The sequence below is a fragment of the Paenibacillus sp. B01 genome, from assembly GCF_009649995.1.
Classification (GTDB): Bacteria; Bacillota; Bacilli; order Paenibacillales; family Paenibacillaceae; genus Paenibacillus_O; species Paenibacillus_O pasadenensis.
The window spans coordinates 1,765,407-1,792,218 of record NZ_CP045802.1; the positions used below are offsets into that span (position 1 = coordinate 1,765,407).

The following is a 26,812-nucleotide window of genomic DNA, read 5'->3' on the forward strand; positions in this document are numbered from 1 at the left end:
GGCATCCGCCGGAGCCGGGCTGTTCAGCATTTCCATCGTGTATTCCGATAATGAACTAGCGGCTATCCTCCTCGTGAGGGAACGATTCACGCCGTCCGATCAGCCATCAGGAAGGAATCGACATGAAGAACCAACTGCTCCTGCTCGTCGGCTTGGTCCTGATTTTCGCGGCCGCCGCTTCCATCGTCGTCTACTACTGGCTCCATCCCGTCGAAAACTACCCGCAAGCGCGAGCGGGCGTCCTCGACGCCCGCGATTGGGATTTTACGAAGCAAGGCGTCATCCCGCTGCAGGGAGAATGGGAATTTTATGAAGACAGGCTTCTAACGCCGGCCGATTTCGCCCAGAGCGAAAAGGAGCTGGAAAGCGGACGAAGCCTGCTGAACGTGCCCGGCAACTGGAACTCGGCGGACGGCTTCGGCGCGGGAACGTACCGGCTCCGAATCGAGGTGAGCGAGCCGGGATATTACAGCGTGAGAGCAAAAAAGATCCGCCTGTCCAGCCGCATTTACGCGGCGGGGGACGAGCTTGGAGGCAGCGGAACGCCCGCTGCGGACCCGAGCCGCTTCGTGCCGAGCAATCTGCCCGTCCTGGGGACGGTCAAGGCGGAGAGCCGCACGATCGACATCGTCATCCAGGTGGCCAGCTACCGGTATTTGCCGGGCGGACTCGTGCAGCCGCCGGAGTTCGGGCTGGCGGAGGAGGTGGCGGCCAGGCGAGACGTCTCGCGCATGGGCGACATGATCCTCGTCACGGCCCTGCTCGTCTTCGGCCTTTATTTCGCCGGCATGTTCAGGCAATGGAGGCGCGAGCCTTACCTGCTCTACTTCAGCCTGTTCTGCCTCTCGCTCGGCCTGTTCTTCAGCATCGACAACGAGATCGTGCTCGCGTCGCTGCTTCCGTCGATCTCGTTCCCGGCGCTGCAGAAGCTGCTCTTCATCGTGCCGTCGCTGTCGATCCTGTTCTTCATCCATTACGTCCGGCTGTATTTGGACGACAAGCCCGGCAGGGGGCTCAAGGCGTTCCTGGGAGCGAGCTACGGCTTTCTGGCCGTGCTCATCTTCATTCCCAACGAGGGGCTCGTTCCGCTCCTGTGGCCCGGCATCCTCATGCAGACGCTCTCGTTCGTCTTCATCTTCACGTCGATCTTTCGCAAGCGCCATCTCGGCGCAAGGGTCTATTCCATCCTGCTCGGGACCTTTTTCCTCATCATCAGCTGGGTGTTCGCGCAGACGCGCTATCAGCTGGCGCTGGACAGTCCCTACTACATGGTCGTCACGCTGCTGCTCGTCGTGCTGTCCCAATCGTTCCTAATGTCGGACCGGCTGCGCTCCGCCTTTGTGCAGAGCGAGCGGCTCTCCCGAAGACTGCTGATCCAGGATCGGCAAAAGGATGAGTTCCTCGCCAAGACGTCGCATGAGCTGAGGACGCCTCTGCACGGCATCGTGAACCTGTCCCAGTCGCTGCTGGACCAGGCCGAGACTCCGCTCCAAGCGGAGCATCGCGACAACATCCTGCTGCTGAATCGGCTCGGGAGGCGGCTCGCCGGCCTGGTGGGCGACATCCTCGATCTGAATCGGATCCGCTATGGGGAGCTGCGGGTGCAGCTGAGGCCGGTCGACATGCGCGTCTCCGCCGAATTCGTCTGGGAGACGCTGGCGATCGCATCGGTCAATCCGGGCATTCGGCTGCTCAACGAGCTGCCGGCGGAGCTGCCTCTCGTCCTCGCGGACGAGAATCGGCTGCGCCAGATTTTGCACAATCTGCTCGAAAACGGGCTGAAATACACGGAGCGCGGCACGGTGTCGCTCTCGGCCGCACGGCAGGGGGACATGCTGGCGGTGACGGTCAGCGACACGGGCCGGGGAATTCCCCCGGAGCTGCGGGAGGAGCTGTTCCAGCCGTTCGTCCATGGCCGCGAATCGGGGGCGGGCTCGCGCGAGGGCATCGGACTGGGGCTGAGCATCGCCCGGCAGCTGGTGGAGCTGCAGGGCGGCGCCATGTCGCTGGAGTCGGAGGTCGGACGAGGGTCCAGGTTTACGTTCACGCTGCCGGTGGCCGATGCCGGGGAGCGGCCAGCCGGGGCTGCCGCAGCGCCCTCCTCCGCCATGCGGGCGGAAGGGAGCGAAGCTCGGCACGGCGCTTCGGCGCCGCATCCGATGCGCATGGGCGAGGGCGGCGGCTCCGCAGCGGCCCTGCACATTCTGATCGTCGACGACGAGCCGTCCAATCTGAAAGTGGCGCTGGACGCGGTCTCCTCGCTCGGACATCGCTTCACTGCGGTCAGCAGCGGAGCGGAAGCGCTCGAGGCGCTGCGGCGCCGGCAGCCGGATCTCGTGCTGCTCGACCTGATGATGCCCGGCGTGTCCGGACTGGACGTCTGCCGGGAGATCCGGTCGCTGCACGGACTGTCCGAGCTTCCCGTGCTCATGCTCACCGCTTCCGGCCAGACCGCAGACATTGTGGCCGCCTTTGCCGCCGGCGCCAACGACATTCTGCACAAGCCGTTCGAGCTGGCGGAGCTGAAGGCCCGCGTCCAGTCGCTGCTGGCGATGAAAAGCTCCTCGGAGCAGGCGGTGCGCCGGGAGATGGACTTCCTGCAGGCCCAGATCACCCCTCATTTCCTGTACAACACGTTGAATGCCCTGATCGGGCTGAGCTACAAGGACGTGGACAAGCTGCGCGAGACGATCGAGCATCTGACGACCTATTTGCGCGCCAAGTTTACGTTTGTCCTCGCCGAAGCGGTCCCGCTGGAGCGGGAGCTGGAGCTGGCGCGGGCTTATCTGGCGATCGAGCAGCTGCGCTTCGGCCCGCGGCTGCAGGTGGAATGCGTCGTCGACGAAGGAGCGCGCGCGCTCCTGCCGCCGCTGACCTTGCAGCCGATCGTGGAGAATGCCGTCCGCCACGGCATCGGGCCCAAGCCCGAGGGCGGCACGGTGACGGTCTCGATCCGCAGCATCCCGGTTGGGGTCGAGATCCGGGTCGAGGATGACGGAGTCGGCATGGACGAGGCGATGCTGGCCAGGCTGGAGGCCGGGCAGGCCGGCGGCATCGGCATCGGCAATGTCAACCGCCGGCTGCAGATGAGGTATGGGCGCAAGCTGGACATCGCCAGCCGTCCGGGGGCGGGGACCCGAATGACGATGATCGTGACGAAGGAGGAGCGCGCGTGAGGGCGATTTTGATCGACGATGAAGAAATAGCGCTCGATGTCCTGGAAATCAAGCTGAACGAGGCGGGCGGAGTGGATGTCGTCGGCAAGTTCCAGCGCGTGGCGGACGCGATCTCGCAGTGCGGCGCGCTGCAGCCCGAGCTTCTCTTCCTGGATATCGAGATGCCCGGCATGAATGGGCTTGAAGCCGCCGCGGCGCTGCGCGCCGTCTGCCCGGACGCCGAGGTGATCTATGTGACGGCCTACCACCATTATGCGGTGGATGCGTTCGGCACGGAGGCGATCGGCTATCTGCTCAAGCCCGTCGCCAAAGACAAGCTGCTTCAGGCGCTGTCGCGCTACGAGAGCCTGCGGGCCCGGCTGCGCGATCGCAGCGGCGCCGGTCAGGAGCCGAGCGGCGCGACGACAGGGAGGACCGGGACCGGGCAAGCCAGTCCGCTCGACCTCGTCCCGCCGCCGGATTCGCCGACGCTGTCGCTGAAGGTGCTGGGCAGCATGGAGCTGTACGGCGGGGACGGCCGCCTGCTCACCTGGCGCACCCGCAAGACCAAGGAGCTGTTCGCCTACCTCTGGCATCATCGCGGCCGACCGGTCTACAAATATGCCATCCTGGAGCATCTGTGGCCGGACGATTCCGCGGAGCGGGCGCAGAAGCTGCTGCATACGTCGCTCTATTATTTGCGGAGCCTGCTGAAGGCGGAGGGCTGCGGGGAGATCGTCCACTATGGAGACGAGCGGTATTGGCTGGACGCGGGCGGCATCCGCAGCGATCTGGAGGAGCTGCTGGAGCGGTCGAAGACCGGCTTGGAAGGGGAGGCCGGACAGGACGCGGCGGGGCTCTACCGGGGCGACTATCTGGAGACGGAGCATTACCCGTGGGCGGACGCGTACCGGATCGAGCTGCGCTCCTCGTTCACGGCGGCGCTGAGAGCCGGCCTGGTCCAAGCCGGCTCCGCGCAGCGGCTGGCGCTGCTCGGCAAGCTGATCGAGCTGGAGCCGGAGCATGGCCCGTATTACGACCTGCTGGCCGAGTCGCAGGAGCAGATGGGACATTGGAGCGGCGCGCGCCAGGCGCTGGCGCTCAAGGAACGGATGGGACGGGAGTAAGGCTGGCCGGCCGGGACGAGCAAAGGCCGGCTGCAGCAGGAAACGGCTGTCGAAGCATCATTCGACAGCCGTTTTTGTCGTTTTTTGGCGAGATTGTTGTGAAAGTGTTGAGAATCGCCCTGCTACACTGGACGAGGCGGAACGCAATCACTCAAGGACAAGGTGGGAATACGAATGAAAAAATGGGGATCGCTTCTCCTCGTCATCGCGATGCTCTTCACCGCCGTGCCGACGGCATTCGGTGCCGTCCGCACGGGCTGGGACCTGAAAAGTCCTCGCGGCATCGCGACGGACAGCAGCGGACGCATCTATGTCGCGGATATAGGCAATCATCGAATTCAGGTCTTCAACGAAAACGAGAGCTTGTCGATGACGCTGGGCGAAACGGGGATCAGAGGGGCGGACAACGCCCATCTGGATACGCCGACGACGGTAGCAGTCGATGCTGCGACGGGAGAAATCTATGTAACGGATACTTCCAACAAGCGCATCCAGGTGTACAGCAGCCAAGGAAGCTATCTCCGCAGCCTTGCTCTTCCAGCCAGCGCAGTGTCGGAGTCTGTCGCGCTGGACGGCCTTGGACATGTCTTCGTGACGGACCACAACAACATGATCTACCGCTTTAATACGGACGGAAGCGGCTATAAGCAGCTCTTCGGCTATCCCGATGTAGACTACAGGCCGCTAGGAATCGCGGCGGATTCCAAGGGAACGTTATACATCTCCCAAGTATTGAGAAACACGATAGTGGTATACACATACAATAAAAGCCAGGACAAGTACACGTATCAGAAGACGATCGGTGAGAAGGACAAACCGGGCACGGACAACATGCATTTCAATCAGCCTTGGGGCGCGCATGTCGACCGCGACGATCGCCTTTATATCGCCGACGGCGGCAACAAGCGGGTGCAGGTGTATAACAGCGACGGCAGTTATCACATGACGTTGACAGCCCCGAGTCTGACCTCCCCTTACCATGTGGCGACAGACCGAAACGGCACCATCTATGTCAGCGACAACCATAGGTCGATCCTGATGTTCGACGCGCAGGGGCAGTTCGTGAAGACGCTCGGCCAGAACACCGTTCCGGTATTCGAGGGCAGCCAGACGGCGCTTGCGGTCGCGCAGGACTCTTCGCCGACGGATGTCAGATCCTTGCTGAAGGTCACGGACAGCGACAGCGGGCAGACGCTGAGCTGGACGCTGACGACAGCGCCGACTCATGGAGCCGTCAGCCTCGGCCAAGGCGTCGCTGCCAGCGGAGGCTCCGGGCTGACGCCGGCCGATGCGATCGAATACGAGCCGGCTGCAGGCTATTTCGGCACGGACCAGTTCACGGTCACGGTCAGCGACGGAGCGGGAGGCTCGGCTGCCCGCACGATCAACGTCACGGTGAGCCGGAAGGCGGCCGCGCCGACAGCCGATCCGGCCAGCGGCTCCGTCGTGGCGGACGGCAGCGGCATCGCTCTTTCGACGACGACGCCGGGCGCGTCCATCTACTATACGACCGACGGCACGGAGCCGACGACGGCCAGCGCCGCCGGCACGGCAGTCGCCGTCAGCGGCGCTCCCGGCGAGACCGTGACGGTGAAGGCGTTCGCGGCAGGGCCGAATCTGCTCGACAGCGACGTCGTGACGTTCTCGTATGTCATCGAGACGCCGAAGTCGAGCAATGCCGATCTGCAAAGCCTGTCGCTGTCGGCAGGAGACTTGAGCCCGGCCTTCTCGAGCGGCACGACCCGGTACTCGGCCAGCGTGGCCAGCGAGATCTCCAGCTTGACGGTCACGCCGAGCGTGGCGGATGCGGTGTACGGCACCGTAGCCGTCAGCGTGTATGATGGAACGGGCAAGCTGACGGGCGGACCTCATGCCTTGAGCGGAGGGGGAGCCTCGCCCGCGCTGCCTCTGGCGGCAGGCGACAACGTCATCGAGATCCGGGTGAGCGCGCAGGACGGCAGCATGCTCATCTATACGGTGAGCGTGCAGAGAGCGCAAGCAACGGAAACGCCGCAGCCGGAACAGCCGACGGAGGAGCCGACGCCGACGCCAACGCCGGTGGAATCATCGACTCCGACCCCGACTCCGGTCGAAACGCCGACGCCGACACCGACAGCGACGCCGACACCGACAGCGACGCCGACGGCCTCTCCCGGCCTGAGCATGACGGTGAACGGCCAGCCGAAGGGGCAGCTCGTGCAGGCGGCGACGGAGCAGACGAACGGCCAGACGATTCTCGTCGCGTCCGTCAACCGCGCGCAGCTGCTGGAGCAGCTGGCGGCTGCGGCTGACGGGGCCGTAATGGCGATCCCCGCCGCGAACGAGCCGGTCGACGGCGTATCCGTCCGCCTGACCGGCGATGTCGTCCAGGCGATGGCCGCCCGCAAGGCGCAGCTGCAGGTGCAGGCGCCGAGCGGCACCTACGCGCTGCCGGCGGGACAGATCGACATCGCGAGCCTGGCGGCGCGGTTTGGCGCTGCGGACCGCCTGTCGGAGATCCTGCTGCGGATCGACGTCGTCCAAAGCGATGCGGCGACAGCCGAGCTGGCGCGGCAAGCCGGCCTTCGTCAAGGCTTCCACGTCGCCGCGGCGCCGGTGACGTTCGAGGCGGCGGCTGCCTTTGACGGCAAAAGCGTCGCGATCGACCGCTTCAGCTCTTATGTGAAGCGCGAGCTGCCGCTGCCGCAAGGCGCGGATCCGGCCAAGATCACGACCGCTGTCGTCATCGGCAAGGACGGTACGGTCCGGCATGTGCCGACCTTCATCGAGATGCGGGACGGGGCGCAATACGCGATTGTCAACAGCTTGACGAACAGCGCCTACGCGCTCGTCTACCATCCCGCCGCCTTCGCCGATGTCGCGGGGCATTGGGCGGAGCCGGCCGTGAACGACCTGGCCTCGCGGATGGTCGTCAGCGGCGTTGACGCCGAGCATTACCGTCCGGATGCGGCCGTCACCCGCGCCGAGATCGCCTCGATCCTCGTGCGTGCGCTTGGCCTCGCTCCGAGCTCCGCCGCTTCGCCGTTCGCCGATGTCGACGCAGCGGCCTGGCATGCGGGCTCGATCACGGCGGCGCAGGCGTACGGCCTCGTCCAGGGCGACGGGCACGGCTCGTTCAACCCGAGCCGCAGCGTGACCCGCGAGGAGGCTCTGACGATGCTGGCCCGAGCGATGGCGATCGCAGGCATGGACGCCAGCGGCGCAGGCGCCGATTCCCTGGCTGCGCACCGGGATGGCGGCCAGGTCAGCCTATGGGCGCAGGATGCGTTCGCGGCCGCTTTGCGCCACGGACTGGTCCAAGGCTCGGGCAAGGGGCTGGAGCCGAAGCGGCCGATCACCCGCGCCGAGACGGCTGCGCTCGTGCAGCGGCTGCTCATCGCCGCCGGCTTGATTGACCAAGCCGGCTCCAAGTAGCAAAAGCAAAAAGGCTGTTCCCCTCGATGCCGGTCATGAAGCCGGATCGTACGGGACAGCCTTTTTTTCGTTTTCCTATCCTCAGCTCGATGCGGCTCGAAGCCGCGCCCGCGAGCGCAGGAAGTACGCGTCCTCGAGCGTCGGCTCCTGGACGGCGAACTCCGGCCCGGGACAGTCCGCTGCGAGCAGGCGCACGCTCCAGAGGTCCAGCTCCGGCCGAACCTGCAGCAGGTCGCCAGGCGGCAGCTCGCGGTAGCGCTCCGGCGAGACCGATCCGCCCCAGACCGAGCCGGGCAGGGCGGACGTCCACTCCTGCGGCGTGCCGTGGAACTGCGGCTTGCCGTCCGCCAGCCACAGGATGCGGGACGCCCAGGCTTCCCACTCGTTGAGCTCATGCGTGGAGACGACGACGGCGCGGCCGCGGGCGTACGAGGCGAGAAAGCGGATCAGCCGCAGCCGCTCGACCGAGTCAAGCGCGTTGAGCGGCTCGTCCAGGAACAGGTAGTCCGGCGAGCCGATGACGGACTGCGCGAGCGCGATCCGCTGGCGGATGCCCTGCGGCAGCGTCTTGATCGCGCGCCGCCGGTAAGGCTCCAGCTGGAACAGCCCGATGACCCGGTCGGTCTCCGCGCGGCCGGCCTCGCCTTTGAGCTCGGACAGATAGCGCAGCAGCCGCTCCATCCGCATGTCCTCGTACAGCTCCAGCCCGGTCGGCACATAGCCGATCGACGAGCGGATCGCCGCCAGATCGCGGTCGCCGCTCATGAGGCCGTAGCGGATGCCGCCCTGGTCGGGAAACTCGGCGGTCGCCAGCAGCTGCAGCAAGGAGGACTTGCCGGAGCCGTTGGCGCCGGCCATGACGGTGATGCCTTCGCGCAGCAGCAGCCGGGGGACGTCCAGCGTGAATACGCCGGCCCGGCGCTCCCAGCGCACGCCGCTCAGCTCGATCATCGGCGGGCCTCCTTTAGACGACCCGCTTGATGACGAGGCTGCGGCGGTACGCCATCGAAATCATGAGCGCGCCGGCTCCAAGGCAGAGCCAGTAGATGGCGGTGCGGATCGTTTCCGGCGCGGAGCTGCCGCTTTCGGGCATGCGCAGCACGTATTCCATGACGTTCCACGCCATCCAGAACAGCGAGCCGATCACGAACGAGCTCTTGACCCCGGCCCGCAGCATGACGTAGGCGGCGCCGCCGGCGATGAGCAGGATGAGCGACATCCACTGAAGGATGAACGGCAGCACCGGGAACTGCTCCATGCGCGTCGCCAGATAGAGCGAGGCCGCCACGCCGAACAGCACGTTCAGGCCGCCGACGATCATGACGCGGGCCATCAGCAGCAGCGCGGGCGGATACGGCGTGATGCTCTCGATCGTGCGCATCTCGCGGTTCCAGCTGCGGAAGCTGTACAGCAGGCCGGAGAGGAACATCATCGGCAGGAACAGCGACAGCTTGGCGCTCACCTCGCTCAGCATTGACGAGCCTTCCTCGCCGGAGCCGTACGGCAGGATGTACATCAGCATGAGGAATACCCCCAGGCTGGCGAGCCAGTACGCCCGCGAATACGCGCCGAGCTGCGTGCGCAGCAGCTTGAGCAGCGTCGGCCGGCGGGCGTCCGGCACGCTGCCGCCCATCCAGTCCGGCACGCCTCGGCCGGAGAGCTCCGGACGCAGCCCGTCGAAGGCGGGCTGCAGCGACGCCAGCAGGCGCGCCGTATCCGAGGCCGTCACCGGCCGCGCGTGCAGCGAGGACAGGGGACCGCGAAGCTCCTCTTCCAGCTGCTTCAGTTCCTTATCGTTCGGCAATTCCATCCGGTTCCCCTCCTTCCGCCCGCATCGGGGCTTTCTGCTCCTTGCCGAGCTTCGTCTTGAGCCGGCGCAGAGCCTTGTACAGATGCGTCTTCACCGAGCCCAGCGGGAGCTGGAGCGCGTCGGCGATGTCCTGCAGCTTGAGATCCTGATAAAAGCGGAGCAGCACGACCTCGCGCTGCACCTGCGGCAGCTCCTCGAGCGTCTGCCGGATCTCGCGGCGCGTCTCCGAGCGCTCGGCCATCTCCACGACGGAGGGCCGCTCGTCCTTGCGCTCCGGCGGCTCGCCGAAGCGGTTGCGGTCGGTCTGGTAGCCGGAGCTTTTCCAATAGTCGCGGCACTGGTTCATCGCCACCCGGTACAGCCACGCCTGCACGTTGTCGGGGCTGCGCCGGTCCTTGAGCTGGCGGATCAGCTTGAGGAACGTCTCCTGCACGATATCCTCCGCCCGCCCCGGATCCTTCAGCTGGCGCTGCAGGAAGCCCGAGAGCGGAGCATGGTAGCGGTGGACCAGCGCCTCGAAGCTCGCCTGGTCTCCGTCCATCATTCCTTGGACCAATTCTTCATCCGTCACCGTCACGCGGTCATCCTCCTTCATCGTCCGTCATCGGCGGCCAGCGGTCGTCCGGCATGCGCGCTCGCCATTCCTTCATAAATTCGTCCACCGTCACGTACGGCGGCGCGGCTGCGGCCATGCGCTCGCCGGCTCCGCTGCGAGGCGGCTCCGGCAGCGCGAGCCCGCGGCTGCGGAACTGCTCCAGCACCTCGCGGGCGAGCGCGGCATGGCCTCGGTCGTAGGCGGCCTGGATCAAGGCGCGCATCGACCTCCATGCCGGCAGCTCCTCCGCCTCGATGCGGTACGGCTCGTCCGGGCCGCGCTGCTTGTTGTACAGAAAAGCATAAGCGGAGCGGATCGCCAAGGCAACGGATTCGCTGCCGGAAGGATCCTCCAGCGCGTTCTCCCGGGCCATCGCTTCTCCCCGACCGACGTCGCCGAACAGCAGCAGGTCGCTCAGCGCGTCCTCGGCGTAGCCGTCGAGATTGCGATGCTCCGTCTGCGGGATGAACAGCGTGTCGTTCTCCGCATGCCAGGAGCGGTTCACGCTCGGAGCCTCGACCGGCGCGCCGATCAGATGCATCGGGAAAAAGAACAGCTGCCGGACCGCGCCGAGCGGAGCTCCGGCCAGCTCCTCCAATCCTTCGCGTCGCCGCTCGAACCGCTCGAGGAACGCTTCCGCCTCGTCCCGGTTGCCCGGCGTCGTCACGATCCGAATCGCCTCGCCCTCCCGCCGGACCGTCTCGAAGCGGCCTCCGACGAGCGTGAGTCCCGCGCCGGAGACGCCGCGGAAGCGGACGGCTCCGTCCGCCGACGGCTCCTCCGGCAGCGTGCCGAACAGCGGAGCGCGGAAGCCGGACGCTTCCACCTCGTAGGCGGTGCCAGGCGTCAGCGCGGACGACGGGCGGTCGAGCAGCCTGCCGTCTTCGTCGAGCGCCAGCAGCGTGTCGCCGCCGGGCAGCGGGTACCAGCCGAGCGAGGCGGGCAGGTAGAGCGCATCGGAGCGGAGGAAGGCGAGATAGCTCTCGCTGCCGCCCGGCCCGCTCAGCCATTCGTCGAGCCGGCCGCCGTAGCGGATCTCCACCGTCTGGACAGGCCGGCCGCGATCGAGCATAAGCTCGGGAAAGCGGATGCTGTCGCCTTTGCGCTCCCAGGCGATCGGCACGCCGTTCAGCTGGACCGACCGCACCTGCAGCGACGGATAGAGCAGCAGCGACACGATGCCGGGCTCCTTGTAGCGCAGCGTCCGCCCCCGCTCGGCCGGCAGCAGCCGGCCCTTTTCGGTCGGCAGCTCGAGCGTCGCCTCGGCGACGAGACTGCCGTCGCCGGCCAGCTTGAGCCGCAGGTCCATCCGTTCCAGCCGGAAGCGGTAGGCGGCGGGATCGAGCCGTTCGTCCGGGCCGGCCGCCGCCTGCTCGAGCTGCGCGCGATGGACGTCGCGGGCCGCCTCCAGCGAGGCGAACGGCGCGAATGCTCCTGCAGCGGCCAGCATCGCCACGAGCGCGAGCAGCCACGGCCGCCGCCGGTTCAGCGGCGGCTTGCTGCGGCCGAGCAGCGCCGCGCCGGCCACGAGCAGGAACAGCGAGAACGCGGCGCCGAAGCCCATGATGCGCAGCAGCTCGCCGCGGGCGAGCGGCCAGGACCAGACCTCGTTGCCGAGCAGGCTGTTCTCGAACAGCGGCTGCAGGTAGAACGCCTTGAGCCAGCTCCATTCGTAGACCGGCCGGATGTAGGCCTGCAGGAACAGCGAGCCGAACACCCAGGCGCAGAACGCCGCCGGCAGCGAGAAGCGGAGCGGCAGCAGCACGCCCAGGAACAGCCCAAGCGCCAGCGAGACGGCGAAGGCATGCTCGTACAGCAGTCCGTAAAGGGCGAGCTGCCGCCCCATCGAGGCGGCGGGCAGGCCGTGCCGCAGCGCCGAGGCGGCGTACGCCGCTCCGACCGCGAGCGTGTACAGCGTCATGTAGGCCAGGCCGGCGAGCCATTTGGCCGCCATCCAGCCGCCGGCGGGCAGCGGCAGCCGGAACAGCCATTCGGCGGACGGATGGAGCAGGTCGCGCCGCATGAGCAGCACGCCGAGCAGCAGCGGGATGGCGGTCGTCAGCATGAGCAGCATCTGATGCGTGTCGGACGCGTACAGATTGATGTCCTGCGACGACTCCGGCCGCAGCCGCCATGTGTGCAGCAGCATCCAGATGGAGGCCGCGGCCGGCAGCAGCAGCGTCCAGCGCAGCAGCAGCAGGGAGCGCAGCTCCATCGCCGCCTGGCGAAGCACGTTCGGAATCATGTCGGACCTCCGGAGGGCTGGCGGTTCATGAGGCTCAGATAGCCTTCCTCCAGCGTCGGCTCCACGCGCTCCGCGAACGGCGACGGCGGGCGGTCGCTCAGCGCGCGGCAGAGGATGCCCTCCTCCGTGCGCCGGGCGCTCAGCAGCCCGCCCAGCGGCATGCGCCGCCATTCGTTCTCCGACGTCTCCCACGCCCAGGTGCGGTCCTCGGCGAAGCCGGCGAGCCCTTGGGTGCTGCCGTGGTACAGCAGCCGTCCTTCGCCGAGCACGATCACCTCGCGGCAGCTCGCGCCGATGTCGCCGAGCACATGCGTCGACAGCAGCACGACCCGCGTCGCCGCGGCCTCGGCGAGCACCCGCCGCAGGCGGATGCGCTCTTCGGGATCGAGGCCGGCGGTCGGCTCGTCGACGATCAGCAGATCGCCGGCCGACAGCAGCGCCTGGGCGACGCCGAGCCTTTTGGTCATGCCGTACGAATAGTGGCGGGCCGGCAGATCGGCCTCGCCGAGCAGATTGACCTGCTCGAGCACCTCGTCGACCTTGCGCCGGCGCTCCGCGAGCGAGCCGCCGCCTTGCAGCGAGGCGGCATGGAGCAGCCACTGGCGGGCGGAGAACTGCGGCAGCACGCGGATGTTCTGCGGCAGGTAGCCGATGCGGCTGCCGCTGCGACGGAAGTCGCGGACCGAGCTGCCGCGCAGCAGCGCGTCGCCGGTCGTCGGCGCCAGCATGCCGGCCAGCAGCCGCAGCAGCGTCGACTTGCCGGCTCCGTTCGGGCCGAGCAGGCCGTGGAGGCCGGGGCCGAGCTCCAGCGTAAGCGGGCGCAGCGCCCAGCCCGTTTTGTATTGTTTTCCCAGCTTGCAGGCGGTAAGCATGTAGATGTGAGCCTCCTGTGCAATCAACGACTGTCTCGCGCAAAAAGTTTCTCTATAGAAAGCAGTATACCATCCGGAGCCGGAGCGCGCCGCCGGCGGAGAACGCCGCGCGGGGGGCGAGGCGTCCTCCGCCGGGCGTCGTTGACAGCTTCGCGACGCGGCGAAGATAATGAAGGAATGTGATCGACGGGCCGGCAGGCGAGGCGGGCGGGAGGCTGCCGCCGCATGCCGACAACGCAGGAGACCGAGCGGAGGGGTAGCCGATGGCGACGGGCAGCGGGCGGGACGAGCAGGAGCGGATGGCGACGGGCAGCGAGCGGGACGAGCGGGAGCGGAAGCCGACGGGAGGCGAGCGGGAGAGGCCGTCCGAAGCGGTCATGAGCGGCGCGGCTGCCGGGCTGCGCAAGCCGCCGCTGCGCTGCGAGCCGGCCGGAGACCGGGCGCTGCTGCTGCTCCCGCCGGGGGACGGCTCGGCGCCGCCGGAGGGCGAGCCGCTGCAGCGGCTGCTGGCCCATGCCGCGGCTTGGCTGGAGGCGGCAGGCTGGGAGTGGCTGGAGGACGCGGTGCCGGCCTATGAGAGCGTGCTGGCCGTCTACGATCCGGCGCGGCTGCAGCGCGGCCGGAAGGGCGCTGTCCCGTGGCGGCTGGCGCAGCGCCTGATCGAGGATCGGCTGGCCGAGCTGCCTCCGCCGCCCGAAGCGGCGGAGCGGGCCGCGATCGAGATCCCGGTGCGCTACGGCGGCGAGCACGGGCCCGATCTGGAGCAGGCGGCGCGGCGCAGCGGCATGACGCCGAGCGCGTTCATCGCGGCGCATTCCAAGCCGCTGTACCGAGTCGTCATGCTCGGCTTCCTGCCTGGCTTTCCCTATCTCGACGGACTGCCGCCGGAGCTGGCGCAGCCCCGGCTCGATGCGCCGCGGCTGCGCGTTCCGGCCGGATCGGTCGGCATCGGCGGCGCGCAGACCGGTCTCTACCCGTCGGAATCTCCGGGCGGCTGGCAGCTGATCGGACGCACCGCTGCGTCGTTGTACGACCCCGCCCGCGAGCGTCCCGCGCTGCTCGCCCCCGGAGACCGGGTGCGGTTCGTTCCGGTGGAGAGATGACATTTGGACGGAATTAGGACCGAATTAGGACAAAAGTCTAAGAAATTATAGGTATTTCTTCATATTTTCGATCTAGATGCCGATAAAAAAACGGCGTCAGAAAGAAAAAGGGGGAGTACCTTATTTTCATTCATAGCAAAACAAGGCCGCGAATAGCGGCCCTGACCGCAGCAGCCGTGCTGCTCGGGTCCGGTTTTCCGGCGCCTCAAGGCGTCCGAGCGCAAGCTTCGGTCGGCGGAACCTATTTCACCGATACGGACAACTGGGGAGGAGGCGCCGCCGGCAGCGCGCCGGACGGCGATCTCGACTACGCGACCAACCGCATCTCCAACGGTCACGCGCTGTACCCGATCGAACTCAAGATCGAGAACGTCGACAAGCTTCCGGCCGAGAGCGCCAGGCTGCTCATACGGGCGTACGATGTCGACGAGTATGACGGGACGGACAGCACTTCGACAGGCGAATGGGATCGGATCTACTTGTCGGACAAGCCGGAGGATATCGTGCTTGGCAATCCCTACACGCCGTGGAAGACGACCGGCGGCTGGAGCAGCGCGACGGCCTCCTACAAGAAAGAGTTCAAGCAATCCGCTTATGTCGGAGCTCTGTCCGGAGCCAACGAGAAGTGGAATACGACGGTGCTGTCGGTCGATCCGGACAGGATCAAGCTGGGCGACCAGTATGTCGGCGCATCCATCCACCACTACTTCAAGTCGAGCAGGCTGAACGCCGGCTGGGTGACCGAGATCGACTGGGCGCAGCTCGTCGTGGACGGCGGCATCCGGGACAAGGCGGAATTTTCGAGCGCCGGCATCACGGTCAAGAACGGGAAAATCTCGATTGATTCGGCTTTTCTGGGCAAGGCCGGATACCAGGGCCCGTTCTCGCTCGAAGCCAACGTCATCCAAGAGGTCACGGATGCGGACGGGACGGTGCGCGAGGTCAACCTCGCTCTCGACAGCAAGCGGGTCGCCAGCGTGGATCCGGGCGAGCCGGGCCGCTGGAGCCTTGATCTCGAGAACCCGGACATCCGTCTCGGCGAGGACTATCGGATCAACTTGATCCTGTTCGAGGATCGCGGAGGCAACGGATCGAACCCGAATCCGGGCAAGGTGCAGCATCTGCTCGATATCCCGACCTCGGAAATCCAGATGCTGGCGGAGGACTTCCGCAAGCCGTCGTCCGTCTTCGCGGCGGAGGACTTCCGTTCCAGCTTCTTCAAGACGAACGGCGTCGAGGGCGCTGACGCCTTGGCCAACGGAGCCAATCTGGAAAAGATCCGCATCGCGTCGCTCCCCGATCCGCAGGACGGCGAGCTGATGTACGACGGCGTTCCGCTGAGCGCCGCCGATATCGGCAAGGAGATCGCGATCGCGAACGTCTCCAAGCTCGGATTCCGTCCGGCCTCCACCACCGACGGGGAAGCCGAATTCGGCTGGACCGGCTTTGCCGAGGGCAAATATGCCTCCAAGCCGGGCCAAGCGAGCTTCGGCGTCAACCGCGCTCCGATCGTGGAGTCGCTGAGCAAGCCGGCGCTGAAGGGCGAGACGCTTTCCTTCAGCCGGACCGACTTCGCGCAGGCATCCGCTTATGTGGATCCGGAGCAGCAGCCGCTGGCCGCCATCATGGTGACACAGCTGCCGGATCCGGCCAAGGGCAAGCTGTACCTCAAGCGTGCCGATGCGCCGCTTGTGCCGATCGTCGCAGGCATGCCGATCGCCGCAGCCGATCTGGACCGCCTCGTGTTCCAGCCGGAGGCCGGCGCGACGGGCACGGCCGAATTCCGCTGGAACGGAAGCGACGGCGAGCTGTACGCCGCAGCGGACAAAACCGTCCACATCCGGATCAACACGCCGCCTGTCGGCGCCGATCTGAGCCGGACAGGGCCGATGGGAGCGCCGATCGGCTTCGCGGCTCCGGGCGGAGGGAGCAGCTTCGCGGCGCTGTACGGCGACGAGGACGGCGACGCCTTCCATAGCGCCGCGTTCGACCTGCCTGCCGGCTTCGCGGCGAAAGGCACGCTCAGCTATACGGACCCGTCCACGACGGAAACCGTATACGCCGAGCCCGGCCGGCGCACGCTGGTGCCCGCGCTGGCGCTGGAATCGCTTCGCTTCGTGCCGGCGCCAGGCCTCGCCAACGGCGCGGCGGTCGACATCCCGTGGCGTCCGTTCGACGGCAAGCAGCTGGCGGAGCAGCCTTCGCTGCTGCGGATCGCCTACGACGGCATTCCAAGGGCGGAATGGATTTTCGCCTTGGCCAATGAAGGGGTCCAGGAGCTCCGCCTGATTCCGTCCGGGACCGACCAGGAGACGGTGACCGGCCTCGTCTACCGGCTTGTTCCGGATTCTGGCCCTTCCCGCGGAACGCTCGTTCCGGACGTGGATTCGGACCGGGGCGGCTGGATCTACACGCCGGACAAAAGCTTCGTCGGCGGCACGGACAGCTTCCGTTACGTCGCGGTGGATGAGAGCGGACAGGTCAGCGAGCCTGCGACGGCGACGATCATCATCCACAAGGCGCTCGACGGCTGGGCGGGAGACAAGCCGCAAGGCGATCCGAGCCGCATGACGGCGCTGCCGGGCTACCCGGTCCGGCTGTCCGCGGTATCGTCGCTGGCTGCGGAAAAAGTAACGGCATCGCTCGCAGGAGCGGAGACCGAGCTGGTCTGGATCAATCCGTCGACGAGCCAGGCGGAAGGGGTCAAGCGGTGGGAGAAGGAGGGCTTCCTGCTGCCGCAAGCCGCGGCAGGCGAGCATGAGGCGGCATTCACCGCTTACGGTCCGCTTGGACAGCTGATCTCAAACGAAGAAGCCTCGCGCCGATCGGACAACTGGATCACCGTGCTGACGACCCGCATCGCCTTGACCGCGGATCCCGACCGGATCGTCGGCGACGGCAGCTCGACTTCCGTGCTGACCGCAGCCGTGACGGACGAGAGTGGCGGTCCGGTGAGCGGCGTATCCGTCTCGTTCGCGGCCGGAGCCGGTTCGTTCCCGGACGGCGCGACTGCCGTGACCGGAGCGGACGGCAAGGCCAGCGTCGTCTATCGTTCGGCGGCGATGAGCGGCACGGCGGAGCAGCGGATCCCGGTTACGGCCAAGGTGCTGGATCTCGTACGAGGGTTGGCCGGAGAAAAAGGGATCGAGCTGACGTTCCTGCCTGCCCGCATTCAAGGCGTCCTTACCTCCGGCAGCTCCAATGCGCCGGTCGCAGGAGCGATCGTCCGGGCGGCGCTGGATCTGAACGGCGACGGCGTCATCGAGCCTGGCGTCGATTTTGAAGCCTCGACGACGACGGATGAGCGTGGACGCTATTCGCTGGCAGTGCCTAAGGGAGACGCGGTCTACGAGCTGGCGGTTACGCAGCTCATCGAGATCGGCGGCGTGCCGACTCCGGTCACCTATACGCAAAAAGCCGTTGTCGGCCATGCCGACGGAACGGGGGAGCAATCCTTCGAATCCGAAAAGACGGTCAGCGGCATCGTTCTGCTCAAGCAGCCGGACGGCGGCACGGCGAAGCTGGATGCGGAGACGGCCGGCCGTTCCAGCGTTTATTTCAAGGACAGCCAAGGAAAATACGTCACGGACGGCAGCGGGGCGCCGAAGGCTCATCCGCTGAGCGCCCAGGGCGTCTTCTCGACAGAGGGCCTGCCGGTCGGCTCGTACGCCTTCGAGATCCGGTATGAGTTCGAGCCCGGCGTGCAGGCGGTGCTGAGCGTAGGCCAGGCTCATGTCAAAGCGGACGGAGAGCTCAACCTGCTCACGCAGCTGGTCGATCCGTACGGAACGGTAAGCGACGCCTCGAGCGGAGCCGTCATCGAAGGCGCGACGGTCATGCTGCATTACGCCGACACCGGCCGCAACAAGGCCGCCGGCAAGGCTGCCGGGTCGGGCGTCGTCCTGCCCGCGCTGGTCGGCTTCGAGCCGAACGACAACGCCAGTCCGTTGCAGATGACCGACAAGAACGGGTTCTACGCGTACATGGTCTACCCGGAGACGGACTATTATCTCGTCGTCTCCAAGGCCGGCTACGAGACGTACCGCAGTCCGGTCATATCGGTCGAATGGGACATCGTCAAGCATGACCTTCAGCTGCGCCCGCTGTCTGCGCCGGCTCCGCAGCCTCCGGCACGGACCGGACTGGCGGTGGAGATCGCCTCGGAGCAGATGGTCGTGCGCGAGGAGAGCGAGTCGCTGCTGACGGTCACCTACAAAAACAGCGGTTCCGACCGCATGGCAAGCGGAACCGTCGAGGTCGTCCTGCCTGACGGCGCAAGCTTCGTCCGCGCCGACGGCGCGGCCATCGAGGGCGCGAAGGCGGTCTGGAGCGTCAAGGATCTCGCAGCCGGACAGACGGGCCAGCTGCAGCTGACCGTGCGCTGGCCGCGCCTGGATGCGAAGGAAAAGGACGCCGACATCACCGCGGCCTTCTTCTCGGGAGATGCGTCCGCGAAGTCGGTCGCCAAATTCAAGCTGTACTCGGACCGCTTCGAGCCGCTGTTCCATTCGCGCTACATCCGCGGCTAACCGGACGGGGAGTTCAAGCCCGGACAGACGCTGACGCGGGCGGAGGTCGCCGCTGTCACGGCGCGCTTGTCCGACGGTCCGGCCGATGATGCGAAGGCGGGCTCCTTCCGCGACATCCGCAGCGGCCACTGGGCGGAAGGCTACATCCGCGAGTCTGCCGCCAAAGGCTACTTCAAGGGAGGAACGGACGGCCGCTTCCGGCCGGACGCGCCTGTGACCCGCGCGGAGCTCGTCGTCGTCCTGTCGCGCTTCCTCGGCCTCGAGCCGGGAGAGCCTGCAGGCAGCCGCTTCCTCGACACGGCCGGCCACTGGGCCGAAAAGGAGATCGAGGCGCTGCGCGTCGGCAAGTATTTGAACGGCTACCCGGACGGAAGCTTCCGTCCGAACCAGCCGATCCGGCGCGACGAGGCGGTCGCTCTCATCAACGGCATGCTGCGGCGCGGTCCGCTTGCCGGCGTGCAGCCGCTGTTCCCGGACATGCCGCAGGGCAACTGGGCTTACGGAGCTGTCATGGAGGCTTCGCTCTCTCATGAATCGGAGCGGGTCGAGGACGGATCGGAGCGCCTGCTGAAGGCGATCGAGGACCATATGGAATAACGAAAAAGCGAGGCTCAATCAGCCTCGCTTCGGAAAGCGGCATCGGGCCCGAGAGGCGCCCGGCGCCGCTTTTTTTCATGCCGCTCGGCGATGGCGTCCCGTGGCGGCGGCCGATGGCCGCGGGAAGGCGGCAACGGAAAGCGAGCAGCGGATGACTGTCGTCGGCATGAGCGGCTTCCGCCGCTTAGCAGCCTCCTTCAGCCTTCTTCAAAGCGGCCGAGCGCGATGACGGCATTATGGCCGCCGAAGCCGAACGAGTTGGACAGCCCGACCGCTAGCCTCTCGCGCCGCGGGGCGGCCGGGACGGTCAAGGCGCAGTCCGGGTCGGGCTCCTCCTGGTTGAGCGTCGGCGCGATCAGCCCCTCGCGCAGCATGCGGACGAGCGTGATCGCCTGCGCGCCGCCTGATGCGCCGAGCATATGGCCGGTCATCGACTTGCCGGCGAATACCGGCACGCTCCCGCCTCGCTCGCCGAGCGCGCTGCGGATCGCCCGGCTCTCCGACAGGTCGCCGGCCGGCGTGCCGGTCGCATGGGCGCAGACGAGGTCCACGCGCTCGGCCTCCAGGCCGGCGTCGGCGAGCGCCAGCCGCATGGCGGCCGCCGCGCCGCGGCCGGTCGGCTCGGTCGCGACCCGGTGGTACGCGTCGGAGGTCGCGCCGTAGCCGAGCACCTCGGCCAGCGGCTCGGCGCCGCGCGCAAGCGCGTGGGCGAGCGTCTCGAGCACGATGATGCCGGCGCCCTCGGCCATGACGAAGCCGGAGCGGCTGCGGCTGAAAGGACGGCTGGCCGCCGCCGGATCGCCGCCCGACGAAGCGAGCGCGGTCGCGTTGCCGAAGCCGGCGAGGGCGATCGGGACGACGGCGGCTTCGGATCCGCCGGCGACGGAGACATCGGCGATGCCGGCGCGCAGCAGGCGCATCGCTTCCCCGATCGCCGTGTTGCCGATCGAGCAGGCGGTCACCGGCGAGAGCGTCGGCCCGGTCAGGCTGTAGCGGATGCTGATTTCCGCGGCGGCCATGTTGGCGATCATCATCGGCACGAGCGTCGGGCTGACGCGGCTATGGCCGCGGGCGCCCAGCACGCGCGCCTGCTCCATGAGCGTGCCGAGCCCGCCGATGCCGGAGCCGACATAAACGGCCGTCCGATCCGGCACGAGCCGGCCCTCGCCGAGTCCGGCCTGGCCGAGCGCTTCCTCGGCCGCCGCGAGCGCGAACTGCACGAAGCGGTCCATCTTGCGGGCTTCTTTGCGGCCGAACCGGGCTTCTCCGTCCCAATCGGGCACGAGGCCGGCAATCGCCCGCTCGTCGGCCTGCTCCAGCCACTCCTCCGGCCATCCGCCTTCTTGCAGGCGGCGGATGCCCGAGCGGCCTTCTGCCTGGGCGGTCCATAACGTCTCGGCGCCGGCGCCGAACGGACTGACGGCTCCCATGCCGGTAATGACGACGCGATGCTCCTTGCTGGACGGGGCGGCGTTCGTGTAAAGCTCCATCATGCTCCATCTCCTTCGCAGCTTGCGGATAAGCGCAGTTTCGCACAGCTCTTATGCTGGTACAAGTTGTTGTTTATACTAGGATAAGAAGTAATGGGATCGAGGAGGAAGGGCATGAACCGACAGGAGAGGCTGAAGGCTCTATCGGAATTTCTGCGCTCGCGCCGGATGGCGCTGCTGCCGGAGGAGCACGGCTTTCCCGCAGGGGGGAGGCGGCGGACGCCGGGGCTGCGGAGGGAGGAGGTCGCGCAGCTGGCCGGTGTGAGCCCGACCTGGTACACCTGGCTCGAGCAAGGACGGGACATCCGCGTCTCGTCCTCGGTGCTCGACGCGGTGGCGAAGGCGCTGCGGCTGAATGCGGACGAAAAGCGGTACATGGCCGCGCTGGCGGGCGACGCCGCAGAGGGCGGCGAGCCGGAGAGGAGCGCGTCCGACGAGCCGGCGGCGCTGCCCGCTCCGCTGGGGCGGATTTTGGACGAGCTGGCCGGCTGTCCCGCGATCGTCTCGGATCGCCGCTGCCGGATCGCCGGCTGGAACGAGGCGGCGGCCCGCGTTTTTCTCGACTTCGGCTCGGTGCCCACGGAGGAGCGCAACATGATCACGCTGCTGTTCACCCGGCCGGAGCTGCAGCGGCTCGCCGTCAACTGGGAGCAGTTCGTACGGGGCTATCTGGCGCTGTTCCGCTATTACTACGGCCGGTATGCCGACGACGACTGGTATTCCCGCTTCATCGAGGCGATGGAGCGGCGCGACGCCCGCTTCGCCCCGCTCTGGGAGGAGAGCCGCGTCAGCGCCGCGCCGGAGGTGATCCTGGAGTTCCGCCACGCCCGCGCGGGCAAGATGCAGTTCCAGCTGACGAGCCTGCAGGCCCAGGGACAGCCGGATCTGCGCGTCAGCATCTACACGCCCGCTCAAGGCACGGCGACGGAGCGCAAGATGAGACGGCTGATGGACGAGGAGCGGGGCGGCTGAGCGGAAGATGAGGCGGCTGATGGACGAGGAGCGGGCGGCTGAGCGGAAGATGAGGCGACTGATGGACGAGGAGCAGGGCGGCTGAGCGGAAGATGAGGCGGCTGATGGACGAGGAGCGGGCGGCTGGGCAGAAGATGAGGCGGCTGATGGACGAGGAGCGGGGCGGCTGAGCGGCAGGCGGAGCCGCGAGCGGAGGGAATGGAAGTCTGTCGTGGCTTCATGCGGACAGGCCAGCCGAAGCGCTTCAGCGGAACGGGCTGCCGGCCAAGCAGCTGGTCGCGGGGCCAGTCGATGAGGTCGAGGCGCGGGATGGCAAGCTGGAGCCGGCATGAGCTACAATGAAGGTCATGAGCGCGGAAAGGAAGGGATGAGGATGAGGACGAAGGAAGCGGCGTTCACGATCATCCGCCCCGGCTTCGGCGCCGAGCTGCAGCATCTGGGCCGTCCCGGCCTGCGAGCCCAGGGCATGCCGGCCGGCGGCGCGATGGATGCGGTCTCGCTGCAGACAGCCAATCTGCTGTGCGGCAATTCGCGCGGCGCGCCGGCGCTGGAGCTGGCGCTCGGCGGCGTCCGCATGCGCGTCGACGCGCCGGACGGCGTGCTCGCGGCGATTTGCGGCGCCGACATGCCGGCCGACTTGGACGGCGTGCCGGTGCCTGCGGGCCGAGCCGTCTGGCTGCCGGCGGGCGGCACGCTTTCGCTCGGCGCGGCGCGCTCCGGCTGCCGCGCCTACTTGGCCGCCGCAGGCGGCCTCGCCGCGCCGGGGCGGCGGCCTGTGGCGCGGCCGGCGGCGATGAACGCGCCGGCATCGGCCGCCGGCTTGCCGCCGGCGAGGCGCTCCGCCGCGGCGAGCCTTCGGCGCGCGGCGCGGCGCTGCTGGCGGCGCTCGCGCAGCGCGCCGCCCAGGCCGGCGGCGGCGGGAGGCTGCCCGCCGCCGCGCCGTGGCTCGCGCCGCGCCTCGTGGCGCGCGGCGGAGCCGACGGCTCCGGCACCGCCGTGCTGCGCGCGGTGCCGGGAGCCGCTTACGGGCAGCTGACGCAGGCTGCCCGGGAGCGGCTGTGGCGGGAGCGGCTCGCCGCCTCTCCCGCCAGCGATCGGATGGGCGTCCGGCTCATCCCGGACGCCCATCCGATCGAGCTCGAGCGCCGCGCGGAGCTGCGCTCGCACGGCGTGCTGCCGGGCGCGGTGCAGCTCCCGCCCGGCGGCCATCCCGTCGCGCTGGCGGCAGGCTGCCAGACGACGGGCGGTTATCCCGTCATCCTGCATGTCATCGCCGCCGACCTGCCGCGGCTCGGCCAGCTGCGGCCCGGCGACGGGACGCGCTTCCTCCGCGTGGAGCTGGAGGAGGCGCAGCGCCTCCTGCTGCGGCAGCAGCGGGAGCTCGACCGGCTCGAAGCCGCGCTGCGGCTTCGGACCGAACGCTTCTTGCAGGAGCAGCGCCGCGCGCCGGCCGCTGACAGCTGATTTTTTCATTTGAACAGGAGGTAAGCGACATGACCAACGATCAGCCGGGCGTCGACCCGCAGGCTGCGAGCAGCGCCAAGTCCGGCAAGCGGAAAGGGGCGCCGGCCTTCGTGGCCGGCCTGTATACGGCCGATGCGCCGGGCAGCTTCGTCTCCCGCGAACTTGCGGAGGCAGAGCTGGAGTTCGGCGGAATCCGCGGCGACCGCCACTTCGGCGTGACGTCCCGCGCGGACAGCCGCCAGCCAATGTATCCTCGCGGCACCGAGATCCTCAACCGTCGGCAGATCAGCATCCTCTCGCGCGAGGAGCTGGAGGAGACGCGGGAGCGGATGGGCATCGAGGCGCTCGATCCCGAGTGGATCGGCGGCAACCTGCTGCTCTCCGGCTATCCCGGGCTGACGCAGCTGCCCGCAGGCTCGCGGCTGCTCTTCCCAAGCGGCGCCGGGCTCGTCTGCGAAGGCGAGAACCATCCCTGCACCGACGCCGGCAAGGAGGTCGAGCGGCATGTCGCTCCCAAGGAGCGGCTGCCGCAGGCGTTCGTGAAGGCCGCGCGCGGCCGGCGCGGCATCGTCTGCTCCGTGGAGCGTCCCGGCCGCATCGCGTTCGGCGACGAGATCCGCATCATCCCCCCGATGTAGGGGAAAAGGAGGCCATCCCGCATGCAAAAGCCGACGATCGACCTGAACGCCGATTTCGGCGAAGGGTATGGAAGCTACGCCTTCGGAGATGACGCCGCGCTGCTCGGCTCCATCACGAGCGCCAGCATCGCCTGCGGCTGGCATGCCGGCGACGCCCGCACGATGCGGACGTCGGTCGAGCGCTGCCTGCGGGCCGGCGTGGCGGTCGGCGCCCATCCGGGCTACCCGGACCGGCAAGGCTTCGGCCGCCGCGCGATGGCGCTGGACGCCGAGGAGGTGTACGAGGCCGTCCTTTATCAGACGGGCGCGCTGCAGGCGTTCGTGCGCGCCGCTGGCGGCGAGCTGCGCCACATCAAGCCGCATGGCGCGATGTATCATCGCTGCGGAGCCAGCCAGGCCCATGCGGATGCGGTCGCCCGGGCTGCCGCCGAACTGGGCGGGCTGGCGCTGTTCGGCCCTCCCGGCGGACTGCTGGAGCGCGCGGCCGTCTCGGCCGGACTGCCGTTCGCGGCGGAAGGCTTCGCCGACCGCGCCTACTTGCCGGACGGCTCGCTCGCCGGCAGGGACCGGCCCGGCGCCGTGCACGGCGAGCCGTCCCAAGCGCTGGAGCAGGCGCTGACGATCGCGCTGCGCGGCGAGGCGCCCGCCTTGGGCGGAGGCTTCGCGCCGGTGGCGGCTCGGACGCTGTGCCTGCACGGCGACGGACCGGGCGCGGCCGAGCTGGCCGCGCTTATCCGCGCCGGCCTGGAGGCGGCCGGCGTCGCCGTGCGCGCGCCTTGGCAGCCATGAGCGGCGTGCTGGAGGCTCGCCGCAGCCGCTCCAGCTCCGAGGCCAGGGGCTCGAAAGCCCTTCTCGGAGCAAGCCCCGAAGCCGGCGGCTCGGAAGCTCCTCTTGGCGCATGCTCCGAGGCCGGCGGCTTGGAACCTCCTCTTGGTGCATGCTCCGAGGCGAGCGGCTCGGAAGCACCTCTCGGCGCATGCTCCGAAGCCGGCGGCTTGAAAGCCCTTTTCAACGCATGCCCTGAGGCCAGCGGCTTGGAAGCCACTCTCGGCACATGCTCCGAGGTCAGCGGCTCGAAAGCACCTCTCGACGCTTGCTCCGAGGCCGGCGGCTCGGAAGCCACTCTCGGGGCATGCCCCGAGGCCGGCGGCTCGAAGGCACATCGCCCCGCATGCCCTGTGAGCAACGATCCGCAAGCCGCTCGCGGCCCATCCGCTCCATCCGCTCCGCTGCCTCAGGCTGATCAAGCACATTCGTTGATGTCCCCATCCTCTGGCATCTGGATGTTTGTCTACGGTACGCTACAGCCCGGACGCAGCAACTTCGGCGTCGTCGCTCCGTTCGTCCTTGCGCAGCGGCCGGGACGGGTGCGGGGGCGCCTCGTCGACGCGGCGGACGGCCATTATCCCGCGCTTGTCCGCGAGCTTTCCGCTTTGAACCGGGCCGTTCGGGGCTGGTGGCTGCTGCTGGAGCGCGACGGCTTGGCCGCCTGCGATCGGCTGGAGGAATTTTTCGGCCCGGAAGAGGCGAATGACTACGAGCGGATCTGGACGCGGGATCTCGACGATCCGGCCCGTCAGGGCTGGGTCTATGTCTGGCCCGACGACCGCGGCTGCGCCGATTTGCACAACGGAGTGTGGCCGTAACGTTGCAGTCTCGTTTGCAGCCTCGAGTTGAGATGGAAGCGGGCTTGGCTCCACCACCAGCATCGTACACCCTGAGACAAAAGCGGAGCTTGAGCGGCTGACGGCTATGAATAAGGATAGAAACCAAACCGCTGGTGACGAGGCGGTTTGGTTTTTGGTTTTCCCAACTATCGGAATACTGCATTCTAGCTTGGTTATCGGGCGTTCGGAGCCTGGCTCTCCGGCTCGGGTTCGAAAGCGATCAGCGTCACCGGGCGGCCTTCTCCGTCCGACAGCGATTGCTCCAGCTCCCGGATCCTTTCCACTGCCACGAGGGGAAGCTCGGCGTATCGGTACGGCTCGAAGGGCTGGGACTTGCTCATCTGCGTTCACCTCCTTGCGGATAGCGTTCGCTCTCCACAGCATCTTTATCCAGATAAAGGGAGAGGGGGGCGGCGCTTTTGAGAGGCGTCCGCTCCATCACATCGACGCTCATCGCTCGATCGTCCGTCACGGGATCGCTCGAAAAACTCGGATTGCAGCTGCCCGGCGGCGCGCATCCGAGACCGTAACCGGAAAAAGTCGGGCTGCAGCTCCTGGGCAGAGTGCATCCGAGCCTCTAACCCGAAAAAATCGGGTTGCAGGCGCCAGGCAGAGCGCATCCGAGGCTGTAACCCGAAAAAATCGGGTTGCAGCCGTCTGGCAGAGTGTATCCGAGCCTGTAACCCGAAAAAATCGGGTTGCAGTCACCAGGGCAGAGCGTATCCGAGCCTGTAACTCGAAAAACTCGGGTTGCAGGGCTTTGAGGTGCGCGTTCGTAGGCAATTACGCGGAAAAACCGAGTAACTCGGGCGTGCAGGAGGAGAAACGGAGGGAGTTGCGCGGAAAGACCGAGTAACTCGGGCATGCAGAAGGCGAAGCGTAGGGAGTTGCGCGGAAAAACCGAGTAACTCGAGCATGCAGGAGGAGAAACGGAGGGAGTTGCGCGGAAAAACCGAGTAACTCGGGCGTGCAGGGGAAGACACGGAGGGAGTTGCGCGGAAAAACCGAGTAACTCGGGCGTGCAGGGGAAGACACGGAGGGAGTTGCGCGGAAAAACCGAGTAACTCGGGCGTGCAGGAGGAGAAACGGAGGGAGTTGCGCGGAAAAACCGAGTAACTCGGGTGCGAGGATGGC

General features: G+C 67.6%; 18 protein-coding genes and 2 pseudogenes. 13 read left to right on the top strand and 7 right to left on the bottom strand.

Annotated features, from left to right (window positions below):
* The first annotated feature begins 122 nt into the window (after window positions 1–122).
* The 3 genes from GE073_RS07730 (at window position 123) to GE073_RS07740 (ending at window position 7,696) form a co-directional block, all read left to right on the top strand.
* Window positions 123–3,176 (top strand): hybrid sensor histidine kinase/response regulator, encoded by a 3,054-nt coding sequence (locus GE073_RS07730; protein WP_153783164.1) that lies wholly within the window; start codon window positions 123–125, stop codon window positions 3,174–3,176.
* Window positions 3,173–4,282: a BTAD domain-containing protein gene (locus tag GE073_RS07735; RefSeq protein WP_153783165.1), complete on the top strand. Its 1,110-nt coding sequence runs from the start codon at window positions 3,173–3,175 to the stop codon at window positions 4,280–4,282. Before GE073_RS07730 ends, GE073_RS07735 begins: the two co-directional genes overlap by 4 nt.
* A gap of 174 nt (window positions 4,283–4,456) precedes the next feature.
* Entirely contained in the window at window positions 4,457–7,696 is a 3,240-nt protein-coding gene (locus GE073_RS07740) for an S-layer homology domain-containing protein (protein WP_153783166.1), read from the top strand.
* Window positions 7,697–7,777: 81 nt separating this feature from the next.
* Here the strand turns inward: GE073_RS07740 and GE073_RS07745 are convergent, their stop codons facing one another.
* The 5 genes from GE073_RS07745 to GE073_RS07765 are packed head-to-tail and all read right to left on the bottom strand — an operon-like array spanning window position 7,778 to window position 13,218.
* Entirely contained in the window at window positions 7,778–8,647 is an 870-nt protein-coding gene (locus GE073_RS07745; protein WP_153783167.1) for an ATP-binding cassette domain-containing protein, read from the bottom strand.
* Window positions 8,648–8,660: 13 nt separating this feature from the next.
* Window positions 8,661–9,506, bottom strand: a complete 846-nt coding sequence (locus GE073_RS07750; RefSeq protein ID WP_028599909.1) for a hypothetical protein — start codon at window positions 9,504–9,506, stop codon at window positions 8,661–8,663.
* Window positions 9,487–10,083, bottom strand: a complete 597-nt coding sequence (locus GE073_RS07755; protein WP_228551354.1) for an RNA polymerase sigma factor — start codon at window positions 10,081–10,083, stop codon at window positions 9,487–9,489. Before GE073_RS07755 ends, GE073_RS07750 begins: the two co-directional genes overlap by 20 nt.
* A gap of 4 nt (window positions 10,084–10,087) precedes the next feature.
* Entirely contained in the window at window positions 10,088–12,346 is a 2,259-nt protein-coding gene (locus GE073_RS07760; RefSeq protein WP_153783168.1) for a hypothetical protein, read from the bottom strand.
* Complete coding sequence (locus GE073_RS07765; RefSeq protein WP_028599907.1) at window positions 12,343–13,218, bottom strand: ATP-binding cassette domain-containing protein; 876 nt, start codon at window positions 13,216–13,218, stop codon at window positions 12,343–12,345. Before GE073_RS07765 ends, GE073_RS07760 begins: the two co-directional genes overlap by 4 nt.
* A 263-nt stretch (window positions 13,219–13,481) precedes the next feature.
* On the opposite strand from GE073_RS07765, the gene pxpB reads away from it, so the two are divergent.
* The 4 genes and pseudogenes from pxpB (at window position 13,482) to GE073_RS07780 (ending at window position 19,447) form a co-directional block, all read left to right on the top strand.
* Complete coding sequence (pxpB, locus tag GE073_RS07770) at window positions 13,482–14,321, top strand: 5-oxoprolinase subunit PxpB (protein ID WP_228551356.1); 840 nt, start codon at window positions 13,482–13,484, stop codon at window positions 14,319–14,321.
* 176 nt (window positions 14,322–14,497) lie between these two features.
* A complete protein-coding gene (locus GE073_RS07775) occupies window positions 14,498–18,850 on the top strand; it encodes an Ig-like domain-containing protein (protein ID WP_153783169.1) in 4,353 nt (1,450 codons plus the stop codon).
* A pseudogene (locus GE073_RS26025) lies at window positions 18,851–18,901 on the top strand (S-layer homology domain-containing protein); the annotation flags it as partial.
* 15 nt (window positions 18,902–18,916) lie between these two features.
* On the top strand, window positions 18,917–19,447 hold the full coding sequence (locus tag GE073_RS07780; protein ID WP_153783170.1) for an S-layer homology domain-containing protein: 531 nt from the start codon (window positions 18,917–18,919) through the stop codon (window positions 19,445–19,447).
* Window positions 19,448–19,644: 197 nt separating this feature from the next.
* On the opposite strand, the gene GE073_RS07785 is transcribed toward GE073_RS07780, so the two are convergent.
* Window positions 19,645–20,940 carry a beta-ketoacyl-[acyl-carrier-protein] synthase family protein gene (locus tag GE073_RS07785; protein ID WP_228551358.1) on the bottom strand — a complete coding sequence of 432 codons (1,296 nt, stop codon included), beginning with the start codon at window positions 20,938–20,940 and terminating at the stop codon, window positions 19,645–19,647.
* Between the two features lie 111 nt (window positions 20,941–21,051).
* Here GE073_RS07785 and GE073_RS07790 point away from each other — a divergent pair, with 111 nt between their 5' ends.
* The 6 genes and pseudogenes from GE073_RS07790 to GE073_RS07810 all read left to right on the top strand — a co-directional run bounded on the left by GE073_RS07790 (window position 21,052) and on the right by GE073_RS07810 (window position 25,657).
* A complete protein-coding gene (locus tag GE073_RS07790; RefSeq protein WP_028599905.1) occupies window positions 21,052–21,909 on the top strand; it encodes a helix-turn-helix transcriptional regulator in 858 nt (285 codons plus the stop codon).
* Window positions 21,910–22,393: 484 nt separating this feature from the next.
* Window positions 22,394–22,612, top strand: a pseudogene (locus GE073_RS25935) (hypothetical protein); the annotation flags it as partial.
* The gene (locus GE073_RS07795; RefSeq protein ID WP_323744196.1) at window positions 22,522–23,373 is read left to right on the top strand and encodes a 5-oxoprolinase subunit C family protein; all 852 of its coding nucleotides are present in this window, start codon (window positions 22,522–22,524) and stop codon (window positions 23,371–23,373) included. The pseudogene GE073_RS25935 and the gene GE073_RS07795, both read left to right, overlap by 91 nt.
* A gap of 29 nt (window positions 23,374–23,402) precedes the next feature.
* On the top strand, window positions 23,403–24,011 hold the full coding sequence (locus GE073_RS07800) for an MOSC domain-containing protein (protein WP_153783171.1): 609 nt from the start codon (window positions 23,403–23,405) through the stop codon (window positions 24,009–24,011).
* A gap of 21 nt (window positions 24,012–24,032) precedes the next feature.
* Window positions 24,033–24,800, top strand: a complete 768-nt coding sequence (locus GE073_RS07805; protein WP_153783172.1) for a LamB/YcsF family protein — start codon at window positions 24,033–24,035, stop codon at window positions 24,798–24,800.
* Between the two features lie 470 nt (window positions 24,801–25,270).
* Window positions 25,271–25,657: a gamma-glutamylcyclotransferase family protein gene (locus GE073_RS07810; protein WP_028599902.1), complete on the top strand. Its 387-nt coding sequence runs from the start codon at window positions 25,271–25,273 to the stop codon at window positions 25,655–25,657.
* Between the two features lie 194 nt (window positions 25,658–25,851).
* Here the strand turns inward: GE073_RS07810 and GE073_RS07815 are convergent, their stop codons facing one another.
* Window positions 25,852–26,019, bottom strand: coding sequence for a hypothetical protein (locus GE073_RS07815; RefSeq protein ID WP_153783173.1), 168 nt, complete (start codon window positions 26,017–26,019; stop codon window positions 25,852–25,854).
* Window positions 26,020–26,812: the final 793 nt, after the last annotated feature.